The 14,912-nt window shown below is 43.9% G+C and carries 18 protein-coding genes; 5 read left to right on the forward strand and 13 right to left on the reverse strand.

Features of this window, described 5'->3' with window-relative positions:
- Window positions 1–32 precede the first annotated feature (32 nt).
- From ACFQZI_RS05085 to ACFQZI_RS05100, 4 genes are read right to left on the reverse strand one after another with little or no spacing between them, the layout of a single operon-like run.
- A complete protein-coding gene (locus ACFQZI_RS05085) occupies window positions 33–1,406 on the reverse strand; it encodes a dipeptidase (RefSeq protein WP_377139263.1) in 1,374 nt (457 codons plus the stop codon).
- A 42-nt stretch (window positions 1,407–1,448) separates the two neighbouring features.
- Window positions 1,449–2,057 carry a class I SAM-dependent DNA methyltransferase gene (locus ACFQZI_RS05090; protein ID WP_377139265.1) on the reverse strand — a complete coding sequence of 203 codons (609 nt, stop codon included), beginning with the start codon at window positions 2,055–2,057 and terminating at the stop codon, window positions 1,449–1,451.
- Between the two features lie 13 nt (window positions 2,058–2,070).
- Window positions 2,071–2,406 carry a YbjQ family protein gene (locus ACFQZI_RS05095; protein WP_377139267.1) on the reverse strand — a complete coding sequence of 112 codons (336 nt, stop codon included), beginning with the start codon at window positions 2,404–2,406 and terminating at the stop codon, window positions 2,071–2,073.
- Between the two features lie 34 nt (window positions 2,407–2,440).
- Window positions 2,441–3,352: an alpha/beta fold hydrolase gene (locus tag ACFQZI_RS05100; protein ID WP_377139269.1), complete on the reverse strand. Its 912-nt coding sequence runs from the start codon at window positions 3,350–3,352 to the stop codon at window positions 2,441–2,443.
- A gap of 63 nt (window positions 3,353–3,415) precedes the next feature.
- On the opposite strand from ACFQZI_RS05100, the gene ACFQZI_RS05105 reads away from it, so the two are divergent.
- The 5 genes from ACFQZI_RS05105 to ACFQZI_RS05125 all read left to right on the forward strand — a co-directional run bounded on the left by ACFQZI_RS05105 (window position 3,416) and on the right by ACFQZI_RS05125 (window position 6,069).
- Complete coding sequence (locus ACFQZI_RS05105; protein ID WP_377141740.1) at window positions 3,416–4,213, forward strand: Rossmann-like and DUF2520 domain-containing protein; 798 nt, start codon at window positions 3,416–3,418, stop codon at window positions 4,211–4,213.
- 19 nt (window positions 4,214–4,232) lie between these two features.
- Window positions 4,233–4,565 (forward strand): 2Fe-2S iron-sulfur cluster-binding protein, encoded by a 333-nt coding sequence (locus ACFQZI_RS05110; RefSeq protein WP_377139272.1) that lies wholly within the window; start codon window positions 4,233–4,235, stop codon window positions 4,563–4,565.
- Between the two features lie 42 nt (window positions 4,566–4,607).
- Window positions 4,608–4,850 carry a Fe-S cluster assembly protein IscX gene (iscX, locus tag ACFQZI_RS05115; RefSeq protein ID WP_377139275.1) on the forward strand — a complete coding sequence of 81 codons (243 nt, stop codon included), beginning with the start codon at window positions 4,608–4,610 and terminating at the stop codon, window positions 4,848–4,850.
- Window positions 4,851–4,933: 83 nt separating this feature from the next.
- Window positions 4,934–5,455: a KdsC family phosphatase gene (locus ACFQZI_RS05120; RefSeq protein WP_377139278.1), complete on the forward strand. Its 522-nt coding sequence runs from the start codon at window positions 4,934–4,936 to the stop codon at window positions 5,453–5,455.
- A 44-nt stretch (window positions 5,456–5,499) separates the two neighbouring features.
- Window positions 5,500–6,069 (forward strand): Maf family nucleotide pyrophosphatase, encoded by a 570-nt coding sequence (locus tag ACFQZI_RS05125; RefSeq protein WP_377139280.1) that lies wholly within the window; start codon window positions 5,500–5,502, stop codon window positions 6,067–6,069.
- Window positions 6,070–6,289: 220 nt separating this feature from the next.
- On the opposite strand, the gene ACFQZI_RS05130 is transcribed toward ACFQZI_RS05125, so the two are convergent.
- The 9 genes from ACFQZI_RS05130 to ACFQZI_RS05170 all read right to left on the reverse strand — a co-directional run bounded on the left by ACFQZI_RS05130 (window position 6,290) and on the right by ACFQZI_RS05170 (window position 14,868).
- A complete protein-coding gene (locus ACFQZI_RS05130; RefSeq protein WP_377139282.1) occupies window positions 6,290–7,219 on the reverse strand; it encodes a Ppx/GppA phosphatase family protein in 930 nt (309 codons plus the stop codon).
- A gap of 134 nt (window positions 7,220–7,353) precedes the next feature.
- The gene (locus ACFQZI_RS05135) at window positions 7,354–8,598 is read right to left on the reverse strand and encodes an ABC transporter permease (protein WP_377139285.1); all 1,245 of its coding nucleotides are present in this window, start codon (window positions 8,596–8,598) and stop codon (window positions 7,354–7,356) included.
- A 3-nt stretch (window positions 8,599–8,601) separates the two neighbouring features.
- A complete protein-coding gene (locus tag ACFQZI_RS05140) occupies window positions 8,602–9,510 on the reverse strand; it encodes an ABC transporter ATP-binding protein (protein WP_377139288.1) in 909 nt (302 codons plus the stop codon).
- Window positions 9,511–9,570: 60 nt separating this feature from the next.
- The gene (locus ACFQZI_RS05145) at window positions 9,571–10,716 is read right to left on the reverse strand and encodes an exo-alpha-sialidase (RefSeq protein WP_377139290.1); all 1,146 of its coding nucleotides are present in this window, start codon (window positions 10,714–10,716) and stop codon (window positions 9,571–9,573) included.
- Window positions 10,717–10,811: 95 nt separating this feature from the next.
- Window positions 10,812–11,975 carry a molecular chaperone DnaJ gene (gene dnaJ / locus ACFQZI_RS05150; protein ID WP_377139293.1) on the reverse strand — a complete coding sequence of 388 codons (1,164 nt, stop codon included), beginning with the start codon at window positions 11,973–11,975 and terminating at the stop codon, window positions 10,812–10,814.
- An 85-nt stretch (window positions 11,976–12,060) separates the two neighbouring features.
- Window positions 12,061–12,630, reverse strand: a complete 570-nt coding sequence (locus ACFQZI_RS05155; protein ID WP_377139295.1) for a nucleotide exchange factor GrpE — start codon at window positions 12,628–12,630, stop codon at window positions 12,061–12,063.
- A 201-nt stretch (window positions 12,631–12,831) separates the two neighbouring features.
- Window positions 12,832–13,515 carry a cell division ATP-binding protein FtsE gene (locus ACFQZI_RS05160; protein ID WP_377139297.1) on the reverse strand — a complete coding sequence of 228 codons (684 nt, stop codon included), beginning with the start codon at window positions 13,513–13,515 and terminating at the stop codon, window positions 12,832–12,834.
- Window positions 13,516–13,520: 5 nt separating this feature from the next.
- Window positions 13,521–13,724, reverse strand: a complete 204-nt coding sequence (locus ACFQZI_RS05165) for a fructose-6-phosphate aldolase (RefSeq protein ID WP_377139300.1) — start codon at window positions 13,722–13,724, stop codon at window positions 13,521–13,523.
- A gap of 118 nt (window positions 13,725–13,842) precedes the next feature.
- Window positions 13,843–14,868: an acyl-CoA reductase gene (locus ACFQZI_RS05170; RefSeq protein ID WP_377139302.1), complete on the reverse strand. Its 1,026-nt coding sequence runs from the start codon at window positions 14,866–14,868 to the stop codon at window positions 13,843–13,845.
- Between the last annotated feature and the right edge of the window lie 44 nt (window positions 14,869–14,912).

The raw sequence follows: 14,912 nt of genomic DNA on the forward strand, positions 1-14,912 counted from the left end.
CTGTCAATTCGATAAATTCTTTAAATTCGAGTTCAGACGTTACTCAACTCCGCAAAATACTTGTGGAACAATGGGATGGTTTCGATCCCTTTGTAGTAATTAAAAATATCGTATTTTTCGTTTGGTGAGTGTAAGGCATCACTGTCGAGGCCAAAGCCCATCAACACGGTTTTGATACCCAGTTCGGCTTCAAATAAGGCTACAATTGGGATGCTGCCGCCTCCCCGGGTTGGGATAGGCTGTTTGCCAAACGCCTCGGCAATGGCTTTCTGCGCGGCACGGTAGGCAATACTGTCGGTAGGGGTAACCACCGGCTCGCCGCCATGGTGCGGGGTAACTTTTATCTTCACATATTTAGGGGCTATTTTTAGGAAATGATCTGTAAAGAGTTGGGTGATCTTCTCTGATATTTGGTTAGGCACCAAACGCATCGAAATTTTAGCGCTGGCTTTTGACGGTAACACCGTTTTAGCACCTTCGCCAATGTAGCCACCCCAAATGCCGTTAACCTCTAAAGTGGGGCGGGTGCCGGTACGCTCAAAAGTGGTATAACCCTTTTCGCCCCATATTTCGGCAATGTCAAGGTCTTTTTTGTATTCTTCCTCATCGTACGGAGCGGCGTTTAACTCAGCGCGTTCGGCCGTAGTCAGTTCGGTAACATCATCATAAAAACCCGGGATGGTGATATGGTTATCATCATCATGCAACGATGCTATCATCTTGGCTAAAACAGTGGCCGGGTTTGCTACTGCGCCGCCATAAACACCCGAGTGCAGGTCGCGGTTAGGGCCGGTAACTTCAACCTCCAGGTATGATAGGCCACGCAAGCCGGTCTCTAAAGATGGGTGCTCCATGCTGATCATGGAGGTGTCTGATATTAAAACCACATCAGCTTTAAGCCGCTCTTTATTGGCTTTTACAAATATGCCCAGGTTGTTTGAACCTACTTCTTCCTCACCTTCAATCATAAATTTGATGTTGCATGGCAGGGTGTTGGTTTGCATCATTAGTTCAAATGCTTTAACGTGCATATAAAACTGTCCTTTATCATCACACGCGCCGCGGGCATAAATTTTGCCATCGCGCACAGTTGGCTCAAAGGGTGGCGTATGCCAAAGCTCTAAAGGATCTGGCGGTTGCACATCATAGTGGCCGTAAACCAAAACGGTTGGCAGGGAAGCGTCAATTATTTTATCGCCGTAAACAATAGGGTAGCCGGCTGTTTTGCAAACCTCCACATTGTCCGCGCCTGCATCGGTTAGTTTTTTAGCTACGTAATCAGCAGCGTTTAAAACATCAGTCGCGTATTTTGGGTCGGCACTTACGGATGGAAAGCGCAGTAGCTCAAATAACTCGTCCAGCAAACGTTGCTTGTTATCTTCTATATATTGCTTTATTACTTGCATAGGTTTGTAATTTGAAGCAAAGATAGAAGTTTATTGGCTTTGTCACGGAAGCAATTTTGCCATCCAAACCTTAGCATAACCACAATCGGGGTCGTTGGCAGTATATTGTAAAACTGCAAAACCATTTTGTTTTAATAGGTTTTCGTATTCTATTTTATCTAATGAGGCGTGGAACAGATTTTCGCCACTCACCATTCCCCAGGCTTCTCCGTTTTCGGTACCCGAAGTAAAAAGCAAGATCTCGTTAGGGTTTAAGTGTTTTTTAAAGATGTTAAACATTGCAGGCTGATCTTGAGCGGGCAGGTGAAAAAAGCTGTGCCAGGCAATAATGGCATCAAACTTTTTCTTGAGATTTAGCTGCCGCATATCTCCTAAAATAAATTCATTTTGCGGAAAATTGAATCGCGCTATCTCAAGGATCCGGCTGCTGGCATCAATGCCGGTAACAACCAGATCCTTGCTGAGTAAATATTGTAAGATGGGTTTACCCGTGCCGCAGCCTACATCAAGTACAGTGCCGTTGGCGGGCAAACAAGCAATAAGTTTATCGAGGTAGTTCTGTTCTAATAATACCGTATCCCGGTTAGTGGCAAACCAGTTGGCTATCTTGTCGTAAACTTTGTAAACGTTATTGCTTTCAGCCTGGTTCATGTGATAGTAAGTTTTAGTCCGCCACTTTCTCCACCACTACTGCGGTACCGTAAGCCAATACCTCGGTAATGCCCTGCATCACTTCGTTGGCATCATAACGCATGCCAATGATGGCGTTTGCACCAAGGGCCTGCGCGTGTTGTATCAGCAGATGATAAGCTTCTTCGCGCGCGTTCTCGCAAAGCTCTACATATACAGAAAGCCTGCCGCCAAATAACGATTGAATGCCACCTGCAAAGTTGCCTACAACGCTGCGGCTGCGTACAGTAATGCCCCGTACAACGCCTAAATGTTTTACAACTTTATAACCGTCTAACCCGGTGCTGGTGGTAATTAACGAAGTATCCATAATAGTTTTATTAGTGTTAGTTTACGTTTAGATGTTACTTCTTCAAAAATGTTACCAAAGCAGGGTTAACAACATCCGGCTGTTCAATAAAAGGCAGGTGGCCGGCATCCGTCACAGGCAAAAATTCTGTTTTAAGCACACTGCGTACCGAGTCGCTGTATCTGAATGGAACGGTATTATCTTCTTTACCCCAAATAAGTAACACAGGTTTATGTTTGCCATTCAGGGCGGTGTTTGCCTCGCGGGCTTTATAATTATAGTTATATATAGTAGAAACCAGTGCCCTGCGGAAACCCTTGTATTCCATTTGTGGCTGGTATTGCTCAACCCAGCTTGGGTGGCGTGCCGGGTATTTAAAATCGCTCATCTGGCCAAGCGCGCGTTCTTCGGCATGGGTAGCCTCGTAAAAATCCATCACAAATGATGGGTAATTTGGTTTACTGTCTACATAGCCGGGGTCTATCAGCACTACTTTATTCACCGCGTCGGGGTAAGCGGCTGTAAAATCGGTTGCAATCTCTCCCCCGAATGACACGCCAACCAGGCTTACCGGTTTTTTAAGGTGCAGTTTATCAATCAGCTCATTCAGTTGCCCCAAATAAAGCTGTTTATTATAAGTTACGTTTGGCCTGTCGGAAAAGCCGCGGCCAAACTGATCGTACCGTAACACACGGAAACCATGTTCGGTTAAATATTCATAAGTGCCATTCCAAATGTAATAGGGTACGCTAAAACCATGTATCAATACCACTACCTTACCGGTATCGGGGCCGTCAAGTTCGTAATGGGTAACGCCATTGTTAAGTTCTATATAGCTGCCGTTAGTGTTTTTGCGTAGTTCGTAGGTGAGCTCTTTTTTCTCCACGTTGTAGTGATCGTAAATAATAAAAGCTGCGGCAGCGCCAAATATTAACAGGATAGTTATGAGCCACAGGAATTTCTTCATATCAATTAGGGGTGATCGATTTAGTGATTAAAAATACTTTAAATATTTAATTTAGCGCTATCTATTAATAAACATGTTATGCGTATCACCATCATTGGTTCGGGCAATGTTGCCACACATTTGGCGGCAGTTTTTAAAAACGCGGGCCATCGCATAGCGCAGGTTTACAGCCGTAATTTACACAATGCCTTGTTATTAGCCTATCACGTCGGTGCGGAGGCTATTGATAAACCTGAAGACATCAGCCCTGAGGCTGATATTTTTTTCCTCGCTATAAAAGATGATGCCATACCAGCATTTGTGCCCCTCTTATCATCTTACAACAAACTTATAGTACACACATCAGGTGCGGTAGGGCTAAACGCAATAATTAAAGTTACAACAAACGCGGGTGTTTTCTATCCGCTCCAAACCTTCAGTAAAACCAAAGAGGTAAATTTTAGGGAAGTACCGCTTTGTATAGAAGGTGCCGACGAAGCTATCACCCAAACATTGGAAGGCCTTGCGCGTGACATCAGTAATAAAGTATACCGTATAAATTCCGAGAAACGCAAGGTATTGCACCTGGCTGCCGTGTTCGCTTGTAATTTTACCAATCACCTGTATGCTATTGGCGAACAGCTTTTAACCGGCAGCGGTATGAACTTTGATATGCTGCGCCCGCTGATAGCCGAAACCGCCGATAAAATAAAAGAACATTCACCTGCCGGTGTTCAAACCGGCCCTGCCGTTCGTAACGATGAGTTAACCATGCAAAGCCATTTGCAAATGCTTAACGATAAGCCCGATCTGCAGGAAATTTATACACGTTTAAGTCAGGATATTATCAAAAACCAAAACACCCGCAACGGGGATAAGTAATTTTGTTACTTTTGCCAAAATGAATATTTTTAAAGTAAAGATTAACTTTGAGGAGAAGGACCACGAAAGCGTGGAACTTGCTATTGCCGAGGGGGAATCTGTTTTAGACGTTTGCCTGGAAAACGGCATCGAACTGCAGCATAATTGCGGTGGTGTTTGCGGCTGTAGTACCTGCCATATATATGTTAACAAAGGGATGGATAACATCCAGGAGATAACTGATAAGGAAGAGGACTTTATTGACAGGGCTGTAAACCCGCGCATTACATCTCGCCTGGGTTGCCAGTGCGTTGTTATTGACGGCGATATTGAAGTTACCCTGCCGGACCAGTCGGGCTTTATGGGGCACTAATTAAAGAAGCAAGATTTTTAGATCCAAGAATCAAGATAAGACATGAACGACGATAAATTCGCCCTACCCATACACTGGAACGACTACGAGGACATTGCCATGAGCCTTTACGAAAAGTTTGGTGATGATTTTAACGAACAAAAGATATACCGCATACGCTTTACCGAATTGCTGGACTGGGTGCTTAGCCTGCCAAACTTTAAAGGTACGCGCGAAGAATCTAACGAAGGCCACCTGGAGCAGATACAAACCGCCTGGGTTTACGAGTGGAGAGATAACCAATAGTTTCAGTTTGCAATAGGCAGGTGGTAGTTTGCAGTTACCTCAAAATCGGTGAAATTATTAACCAATCAGTGTAATCCAAAAGAATGGAATCCTTTTTAACCAAGCTTAAAGATATTACCACTTTTATTTTTGATGTGGATGGCGTGCTTACCGATGGGTCGATATTTGTGACCGAAACGGGGGTACAAAGCCGCGCCTTTAATATTAAGGATGGTTACGCTTTGCAACTGGCTGTAAAATGCGGTTATAACGTTGCGGCGATATCCGGCAGCCGGTCTAAAAGCGCGTTGTTTCGTTTAAATAGTTTGGGTATTAATGATGTGTACCTGGGTGCGCACACCAAATCCGAACGATTTAAGATCTACATTGAGGAGAAAAGCATCAATCCTGCCAATATCCTTTACATGGCCGATGATATCCCTGATCTGGCGGTAATGAAGTTAGTTGGCCTGCCGGTTTGCCCTGCAGATGCTGCCGAGGAAATTAAGGCCATCAGCGCTTACGTATCACCATACGCAGGTGGCAAAGGCTGCGCCCGCGACATTATTGAAAAGGTAATGAAGGTACAGGGCAAATGGATGAGCGCCGAAGCATATAGCTGGTAGGTTTTAAGTCAAAAGTGTAAAGTCAAAAGTCAAAATTTCTCAGCATGAATGCCTTTCCGCAAATTATACTTGCTTCAAAGTCGCCACGTAGACAAGAACTTTTAAAGCTGATGGATATTGATTTCCGTGTGGTTTTAAAGGAGGTTGATGAATCGTACCCCGAAGGCCTAACACCATCGGCAATTGCCCTTTATATTGCCACCAAAAAAGCCGAGGCTTTTGACGAAGACATTAACGACGAAATAGTGCTAACCGCCGATACCATCGTAGCTGTTGATGGATTGATATTGGGCAAGCCCGAATCAACTGAGCACGCGATTGAGATGCTGCAACGCCTGTCTGGTAAAGTACACGAAGTTTACACAGGTGTTTGCCTGTTACACAAAGGCCAATACAATAAATTTTACGACAGGAGCGAGGTGTTTTTCCGTAAGCTTACGGATGAAGAAATCCGAAGTTATGTAGAAGAATACCAACCCATGGATAAAGCCGGCTCATATGGCATTCAGCAGCGTATAGGCCTTATCGGCATCGAGCGGATCAATGGCTCGTATACCAATGTTGTAGGGTTACCTACCGAGAAGGTGTACCAGCAATTAAAAAGGTTGGTTTAATTTCATTTATTCCCTCCTCACGAGTGTAGGGAGGGTTTTTAAGCTTACTCATAAACCCCTCCCTGCCATTGCAAAAGCCACCACACACCTCCCCGGGGAGGGAATTGAAGGTGTAGCTTGCTACATTTTTTACCACTATTTTTCCTGTTCACATCCCGAAGCGCATTATCCGGATTGACGGTTACACATATAAAGTTGTGGCGAAAATTAAATATGTTTTTTAACCCAACATCTGCGCCAGCACACCCTCTTTAAGCGAATAGGTAGACATACTTACATCGGGGATGCCCATTTTTTGCATCATGTAAATTGTAAGCAGGCTGGCCACCACTATCATATCTACCCTTACCGGGATGATGCCTTTTATGCTCGCGCGCAAGCTATGGTTAGATTTGATGAGCAACTCTATCAGGTCAAGCAAGTTATCAGTATCAAATTCGTAAGATCTTATTTTTTTAAGATCGAAGGCACGGCCTTTGGTGCGCTCTATTACCTCTGCAAAGCTTTCGAACGCGCCCGATGAGCCGATGATGTTAACAGGCTTATATTTCAGTGCTGCGCCAAAAAGGTCTATCAGTTTAGCATCCAGGTAACGGCTCATTTCTTTGATGGATGCAACCGGTATCGGGTCGGTTTGGTGAAACTTGTCCATCAGTCGCGCTGCGCCAATTTCAAAGCTTTCTTTCCAAAGCACCTGTTTATTGTTACCAATAATAAATTCAACACTACCGCCGCCAATATCCATTATTAGCGCGTTTTCGTTGGTGAGAACGCCACTGGCTTTTATGCCTTCATAAATGTAAGCTGCTTCCTGTTCGCCGTTTATCAGTTCAATATCTATGTGGGCTTGTTCTTTTACGGCACTAATAAAATCCTGCCCGTTGGCAGCGCTGCGAATGGCTGATGTACCAATAGCCTTTATATGGGTAACGGTGTTAGCATCAATATAACTGCGGAAGCGTTTCATGGTAGCAATGCCGCGCTCAAAAGCTTCGGGTTGGATGGTGCCTTTGTTAATGCCACCTTCGCCAAGTTTTACGCCTTCGTTAAGGTGCAGTATCTCGGTAAAAATATCGGCAGAACCTTCTGCAATAAGCAGGTGAAAGGTATTTGTGCCGAGGTCCATTACGGCAACGTGCTTGTTATTCATTGGGCGCTAAAGTAAAAAATCCCTGCTTAAGTTTTGCTTAAACAGGGATTTTTTGAAGTCGGAAGCATTGAGTTCAAAGTCGAAAGCTGAAAAGCTTACTACAGACTTTAGGTTAAGAGCTTACGACTTTAAAATTATTCTTTATAAAAGAACCATTTGGCCAGTTCTTTGAAGCTCGCCTTTTTACCATACATTAATACACCCACACGGTAAATGCGTGCGGCCACGTAAGTGGTAAATAAAAAGCCAACCACCATCATAAACATAGATATGGCTAATTGCCAGTCGGGCACACCACCAAAAGGTACACGCACCATCATGGCAACCGGCGCGGTAAATGGTATCATAGATAACCAAACAGCCAGCGGACTATCCGGCGCGCGGAAAAGCACGGTTACCGATAGCAGGTAAGTAAACAATAACGGCAGGGTTATAGGGAACATAAATTGCTGCGTTTCGGTCTCGCTATCAACCGCCGAACCTACCGCCGCGAACAGCGCGCTGTATAACAAATAACCGCTTATAAAATAAAACAGGAAGCACCCTAATACATAACCGGCAGGTATAGTTTGCAGGGTTTGTAAAGCGCCCATGATGCCGCCTGTAGCATTATTACCTAAAACCCTTGTGGCTATTACGGATAATATTATCCACGCACCAAATTGTGTTAAACCTACCAGCCCAACACCTATAATTTTACCAAGCATCAATTGAAAGGGCTTAACAGACGAGATTATTACTTCTATTATACGGCTGGTTTTTTCTTCGATAACGCCGCGCATTACCTGCGCACCATATATAAACAGCGACATATAAATAAGTATAGCGCAGGCGATACCTACGCCCATACTTGCACCTACGTTGGCATCTTTTGTACCTGCATCGGTAACTTCCAGGGCGCTTACTTCTACACGACTCTTTTTTGCTTTGTTAAGCAGCGCGGTATCAATGTGGTTTGCCAGCATGGTGTTGGTTGATGCTATTTCGTTCATCTGGCTCTCAACCTCTTCAGTAAGCATAAAAGAAGGTTTCTTTTTTGAGAAGAATTGTACAGGTTGAGTATTATAATCCCTTGAAATTAATAAAATGGAAAGGTCTTCATTATCCTTCAATTCTTTTTTTGCCTTCTCTATGGGTTCGTTAGTTGGTATGAATTGGATGTTTTTTTCATTTTTTAACTTACCCACAAATAGGTGGCTTTCGTCAATAACTTTTACAACCTGGGGTTTGGTTATCTGGTTGCTGTCTTTAGCAACGTATGCTATTAACGCTGTCATACCGGCAATTAGCAGTGGTACTGTAAACATCATGATCAGGAAAGCCCTTTTGCGCACGCGGGTAACGTATTCGCGCTGTATAATGAGTAAAATTTTGTTCATGTTTTAGGCAATTAGATTTACTTTTTCGATGAAGATCTCATTCATGCTCGGGATAACTTCCTGCAGCATATTGATGCTTGTTTTGGGCAACAGGTATTGTAATACATCATTGGCCGTGTTGCTGTTAATCAGCTTTAGCTTAATGGTATGGCTGTTATCCTCGCCGTCAATTTCGCTAATGATATTAAAGGGCTGCGAACCATCAAAAACAAGTTGCTCGCCCGTGTACTCTACCAGGTAAGTTTCATTTTTATACGAGTTACGGATATGCTTAACGCGGCCATCCAATATCTTGTGCGATTTATTGATGAGGGCGATGGAATCGCAAAGTTCTTCAACAGATTCCATACGGTGGGTAGAGAAGAGGATGGTGGCGCCCTTGCGGTTCAGTTCCAATATCTCATCTTTAATAAGCTCCGCATTTACCGGGTCAAAACCGCTAAAGGGCTCGTCGAGTATGATCAGGTCAGGCTCGTGCAAAACGGTTGCTACAAACTGTGCCTTTTGCTGCATTCCTTTAGATAGCTCTTCTATCTTTTTCTTCCACCAGGTTTCCATACCCAGTTTCTCAAACCAAAATTTCAGCTTTTTTGTAGCCTCATCGCGGGTTAGGCCTTTTAGGCGTGCCAGGTAGATCATCTGCTCGCCAATTTCCATTTTTTTGTATAGGCCACGTTCTTCGGGCAGGTAGCCTATCCGCTCTATGTGCGATTGGTTTAGCCTTTCGCCATTAAAATATACCTCGCCGCTATCGGGGGCGGTAATTTGGTTGATGATGCGGATGAGGGAGGTTTTGCCGGCGCCATTTGGCCCGAGCAGGCCAAATATCTTACCGCTTTCAACCTCAAGGCTTACGTCATCTAAAGCGCGGTGCCCGGCGTATTGTTTAACAATGTTGCGAATGCTTAGCATATAAGGATTAGTTTAACGCTAAATTAGATATCAGATGCCTGTTTTTGTTACAACAAACAGCTATTTAAGCTGATCTAATTTAAACCGTAATACCTCTATTGATTCTTTTTGCCTGGAAATGATCACATACATTTCCCCATTGTAGATCATGCTTACCGGATAGCCGTATTGGCCGCCCTTCCACAATCCCTCTTGCTTGAGGTGATAAAGTTTATTGGCTATTATATGGTTTTTGTTGAACGTTTTCCCGTCTGTTGAAAGGGATAATACTAAGGGATTGCGGTCGTAATGGTGCAAAGTGTCGGGGATACCCACGTAGTAAAAACGTTTATCGGGCAAGCGGCCAAAGTGAAACTTGCTATCGTTGTCAGAAAAATCTGTTTCTACCGGCCGCGACCAGGTAACGCCATTATCTGCACTTTCTGTTAACCATAGTCGGCCTTTCCAGCCCTTGCCGGTTACGCGCAACAGCATATGCAATACATTATCATCTGTTTGGTAAAACGACCCTTCGCATAGCGGGGGCAAGCCCAATTTGGCCGCGGGCGCGTAAAAGGTTGCTGAGTTATCTTGTGTGTATAACGAATCAGCGTAAAAGCTACTTGTTTTCCAACCCGAAATTCCCCGCTTATCGTCTGTATATGGGAATGAAAAGTTACCGCTAATGATAAGCCGGCCGCTTTTTATTGCCTGCGGGCCGTGGTTGGGTATTAACGGCACATGCATATCTATAGCGGCACTCCAATGAATACCATCGGTACTGGTTTTGGCCCATAAGTGCGTGTTTTCACGATGTTTTGTGTATTCGCCGTAGTAAGCAACCATCATACCTTTATACTGATGTAACCCTGCCGCTGTTAACACGGTAAGCGTATCATTAACCTTACCCGGTGTGGCCAGAACTTTTATGGGCGACCAGTTTTTAAAGTCTTTAGAAACTGAATACACCACCCGTTGCCCCGGCGAATCCTCGTCTTTAAAACCGTTTGACCATATTGCCAGAAACTTGCCTTTGAACCGAATAATAAAAGGGTGATGATTATATAGCCACTCTTTATCGGGCGAGTAGATCATAGCGCGCTGGATATTAAGGTGCTGCAAGCCGGTTTCTGTTTGGTAGTTGTTTTTAACAGCCGGCTTTTGGGCAACGGCAAAATGACAGAGAAATATAAGGGGTGATATAAAAAGGGAGCGGAAATTAGGCATGCGTTAAAGATACAGTTAGAGAATTATAAACGCAAAAAGGCCCGTGATCATTAGATCACGGGCCTATAAACATGTCGTTTTAATATCTATAAGCCTTACTCAAAATATTCCTTCATCCTCTCGAAGAAGCTTTTCTCGTTCTTGCCCGGGTTGGGTTTAAAGTTGGGCGAACTTTGCAATTTTTCTAATGCTTCGCGTTCTTCGCGGCTAAGCGCTTTTGGTGTCCAGATATTTACATGGATCAATTGGTCGCCGCGGTGGTAAGAGTTTACCTCCGGTACGCCTTTACCTTTCAGGCGTAGAATTTTTCCGCCTTGTGTCCCGGCATCCAGTTTTATTTTAGCCTTACCATCAATGGTTGGTACTTCTACACTGGTACCCAGGGCGGCGTCAACAAAGTTTACATGCAAATCGTATATTACGTTATTGCCGTCGCGTTTTAAGGTTTCGTGAGGGATTTCTTCTATCAGTATGATTAAATCTCCCGGTACACCGCCGCGTGGGGCAGCATTACCCTTACCGCTCATGCTCAGTTGCATGCCTTCGCTTACACCTGCAGGTACGTTAATAGTGATGGTTTCTTCGCCGCGTACAACACCGTCGCCGTGGCAAACGTTACATTTGGCAGTAATTGTAGAACCTTCGCCGTTACAGGTAGGGCAGGTGCTGGTTGTTTGCATCTGGCCCAGTATGGTGTTGGTAACCCTGCGTACAGATCCCTGGCCGCCACATGTTTTACATGTTTGGAATGATGATTTATCCTTAGCCCCGGTACCATCACAAGTTTTACACAGTATCTGTTTGTTTACCTTTATTTTCTTTTCGGCACCGTTTGCTATCTCCTCAAGCGAAAGCCTTACTTTAATACGCAGGTTACTGCCACGCGCAACCCTGCGGCCACCACCCTGACGGCCGCCGCCGCCGCCAAAGAAACCTTCAAACGGACTGCCGCCGCCAAATATATCGCCAAACTGGCTGAATATATCGTCCATATTCATGCTGCCACCGCCGTAACCGCCGCCACTTGCCGAGCCTGCGTTAGCGGCATGGCCAAACTGGTTGTAACGCTGGCGTTTTTCGGGGTTGCTCAAAACCTCGTAGGCTTCGGCAGCTTCCTTAAACTTTTCCTCAGCTTCTTTATCACCCTGGTTCTTATCCGGGTGATATTTAATAGCCATTTTACGATATGCTTTTTTTATCTCATCAGCATCCGCGCCTTTACTAATCCCAAGCACATCGTAATAATCTCTCTTAGCCATTTTTTAATTATTGATTTTTTGAATTATTGATTTATAGATTTACTAAGCATCGCTAACTCATTTTATTTTTGAATTTCACTAATTGTTATGCTCCAACAATTACTTTAGCGAAACGGATAACTTTTTCGTTTAGCTCGTAACCTTTTTCCATTTCATCAACCACTTTGCCTTTCATATCATCGGTAGGGGCAGGTATGCTGGTAATAGCTTCGTGCAAATCGGCGTCAAAGGTGGTACCTACAGATGCCATTTCTTTTAAGCCTTTTTGCGCCAGTATATTTTTAAGTTTGTGTTGAATTAAGGCGACACCCTCTTTAACAGATGCCACATCTGTAGCGGTGTCCATAGAACGTAAAGCGCGTTCAAAATCGTCAAGCACAGGTAATAAGGCAACTATTATGTCTTTACCCTCTGTTTTACGTGCATCTTCGCGCTCTTTTATTGTACGGCGGCGAAAGTTATCAAACTCGGCATATAGCCTTAAATATTTATCGTTGGCCTGGCTAAGCTCTTCTTTGTGTTTTTCTTCTATAGAAGGGCCGTCCTGGTTATTTTCAGCAGCTTTTTCCTGTCCGTCAGTCTGTCCGTTATCATTGGTCACTTCGGCAGTATTTTCAGGGGTTTCTGAATTTCCTTTATTTTTTTTCTTTAGCATGTCGTTAAAATTCATAGCAAGTAGTGCTAATCAAGTATCCTGCCATCGGGCTAAACGCGACAACGTGGCAGTAGTCTGTAAAATATTCGGTTAAGTTTGCAGTTTTTGGTTTGCAGTTGGCAGGATCTTTTGTTTGCGGATGACGGTAGGCCGTTTTCGTTATGTAAAACTGCAAACTATGAACCGCCTATTGCTAACTGACTAAGCTATCTGTACGTCCTCTAAAACCTTACCGTTTTCGCATTTGATGATACGCGACGGGAAGGTACGGATGATGTGATAATCGTGCGTGGCAACAACAACTGCAGTGCCGCCCTGGCTAATTTGTTTAAGCAATAACACAATCTCTTCGGATGTATCCGGGTCGAGGTTACCGGTTGGCTCGTCGGCCAGTATAATTTCGGGGTTATTTAGCAAGGCGCGGGCAATAACAACACGTTGCTGCTCGCCGCCAGACAGCTCATGAGGCATTTTTTTTAGTTTAGAGCGCAGGCCAACTTTTTCCAGCACGTCTAAAATTCGGTCGGCAATTTGCTTTTTATCGTCCCAGCCCGTTGCGCGTAACACAAAGTGCAGGTTTTGCTCAACCGAGCGATCTGTAAGTAATTGAAAATCCTGAAAAACTATACCCAGCTTGCGGCGAAGAAACGGAATGTCTTTACCGGCAAGTTTGCTCAATTCATAACCACAGGCGTGGCCGGTGCCGCTGGCAATGTTAAGGTCGCCGTAAATAACTTTTAGTAAGCTGCTTTTACCTGAGCCAGTTTGGCCTATAAGCCACACAAAATCGCCTTTATCTATATGCAGGTTTACATTTGATAAAACCAGGTGTTTTTGCTGAAAAATATCAACGTTATTTAGTTTTATAATAGAGTTTCCAATCATCTTTCTTACAGCTCTAATTTTAATATTTTACCAAAGGGAAGTTCGTTAACAACACCCATAATGTAGTCGTACTTATCGGCCAGGCCAATTTTGTCTAACGATTTCTCGGGCCTGTCTACCCTAAAATATGCCAGCAGGGTAAACTTGTCATCCCGTAGCTGTACGTAATCGGGTATTTTGGCAACGCCTTTTACTTTTATAATGTACATTTTTATAAGCTTAAAGCTTAAAGCAAATAGCTTAAAGCTTTAGGTTTCAAATTTATCGATTTTTGTTCATATGCCACCAGCCAATCCTAAAAAGCTTTTAGCTTTGGTCTTTTCGCTTTCAGTTTAATCGCGACAAAAATTCCATCGTATCTACCCCATCGGCATAATCCCATAATTGCGGGTGCTGGCTTTGGCCAAATGATACTACCTGGTTATTAGTTTGTATAACGGCATTAGTAACAATACATTGCAGGTTTTTGCTTTGCTCCTGCAAATGTTGTTGTGCTACCGGCAGGCTGGTATAGGTTTCGTAAAACAGGCAGGCCAGGGGCGAGGTTAAGCGTTCGTCCTGCTTTAATAGCAAAAAGCCATTATCTAAATGCTCGTCGCCGTTAACGAGGTAAATAGATTTATTGTAATCGTAATTGTTATTGTATTTATGGTGATGGATAATAGGGGCAAAGTGTTCTATCGATTCAAAAAAGAAATTGAAATTATAACCTTCAGGCACTAATAATTTAGATACGTTACGGCACCCCAAGCCAAAATAATCAAAAATATCATGACCAAGGGCGGCTAATTGCTCGCTGGTTTCGTTACCTGTAAGCAACGCAATGCTATTACGATTTTTGCGGATGATGTTGGGCACTTTGCCAAAATAATATTCAAAGTAGCGGGAAGTATTGTTGCTGCCGGTTGCGATAATGGCGTCAAAGTTCTCTAAGCGCTCAACAAAACTGAACCTATTTGCATAAGAACTATCAATTTCAACAAGTTTATCGAGCACATATTTTATAAGCCGCGAATCCTGCGAGGATGCCTTTATCAGCGCGTGGTTGCCGGTTGCCAGTACACAAAGTACATCGTGGAAACCTACCAGCGGGATGTTGCCGGCAAGCACCAAACCAACCCGTTTGTTACCGGCATTTGTAAGGTTATATTTGTTAAGCCATTGCTCCAGATCGGTGCTGTTAAGCATTTCGCCGTTGGCTTTTACGGCATTCATAACACTCTCGGGTGTAAACCATGCGTTGTGCTGGCGCTCGGTCTCTATCACTTCCATTAAACCAAAATCGGGTTGGGCAAGTATTTTCCCTAAAGCCGAAAATGTGTTTACTGTATCGGTACTATTAAATTTTGACATATATATGTAAAGGGCGTAAACCCTTAAAGCCTTTTTTTGTTATA

Source organism: Mucilaginibacter lutimaris, assembly GCF_042676625.1.
Taxonomy (GTDB): Bacteria; Bacteroidota; Bacteroidia; order Sphingobacteriales; family Sphingobacteriaceae; genus Mucilaginibacter; species Mucilaginibacter lutimaris.

Coding starts and splice junctions, on each gene's coding strand:
- ACFQZI_RS05095 (WP_377139267.1), bottom strand. CDS start 2,406: ATGGATACTTCGTTAATTACCACCAGCACCGGGTTAGACGGTTATAAA.
- ACFQZI_RS05110 (WP_377139272.1), top strand. CDS start 4,233: ATGAATATTTTTAAAGTAAAGATTAACTTTGAGGAGAAGGACCACGAA.
- ACFQZI_RS05125 (WP_377139280.1), top strand. CDS start 5,500: ATGAATGCCTTTCCGCAAATTATACTTGCTTCAAAGTCGCCACGTAGA.
- dnaJ (WP_377139293.1), bottom strand. CDS start 11,975: ATGGCTAAGAGAGATTATTACGATGTGCTTGGGATTAGTAAAGGCGCG.
- ACFQZI_RS05160 (WP_377139297.1), bottom strand. CDS start 13,515: ATGATTGGAAACTCTATTATAAAACTAAATAACGTTGATATTTTTCAG.
- ACFQZI_RS05120 (WP_377139278.1), top strand. CDS start 4,934: ATGGAATCCTTTTTAACCAAGCTTAAAGATATTACCACTTTTATTTTT.
- ACFQZI_RS05165 (WP_377139300.1), bottom strand. CDS start 13,724: ATGTACATTATAAAAGTAAAAGGCGTTGCCAAAATACCCGATTACGTA.
- ACFQZI_RS05090 (WP_377139265.1), bottom strand. CDS start 2,057: ATGAACCAGGCTGAAAGCAATAACGTTTACAAAGTTTACGACAAGATA.
- ACFQZI_RS05145 (WP_377139290.1), bottom strand. CDS start 10,716: ATGCCTAATTTCCGCTCCCTTTTTATATCACCCCTTATATTTCTCTGT.
- ACFQZI_RS05170 (WP_377139302.1), bottom strand. CDS start 14,868: ATGTCAAAATTTAATAGTACCGATACAGTAAACACATTTTCGGCTTTA.
- ACFQZI_RS05085 (WP_377139263.1), bottom strand. CDS start 1,406: ATGCAAGTAATAAAGCAATATATAGAAGATAACAAGCAACGTTTGCTG.
- ACFQZI_RS05100 (WP_377139269.1), bottom strand. CDS start 3,352: ATGAAGAAATTCCTGTGGCTCATAACTATCCTGTTAATATTTGGCGCT.
- ACFQZI_RS05135 (WP_377139285.1), bottom strand. CDS start 8,598: ATGAACAAAATTTTACTCATTATACAGCGCGAATACGTTACCCGCGTG.
- ACFQZI_RS05140 (WP_377139288.1), bottom strand. CDS start 9,510: ATGCTAAGCATTCGCAACATTGTTAAACAATACGCCGGGCACCGCGCT.
- ACFQZI_RS05130 (WP_377139282.1), bottom strand. CDS start 7,219: ATGAATAACAAGCACGTTGCCGTAATGGACCTCGGCACAAATACCTTT.
- ACFQZI_RS05155 (WP_377139295.1), bottom strand. CDS start 12,630: ATGCTAAAGAAAAAAAATAAAGGAAATTCAGAAACCCCTGAAAATACT.
- iscX (WP_377139275.1), top strand. CDS start 4,608: ATGAACGACGATAAATTCGCCCTACCCATACACTGGAACGACTACGAG.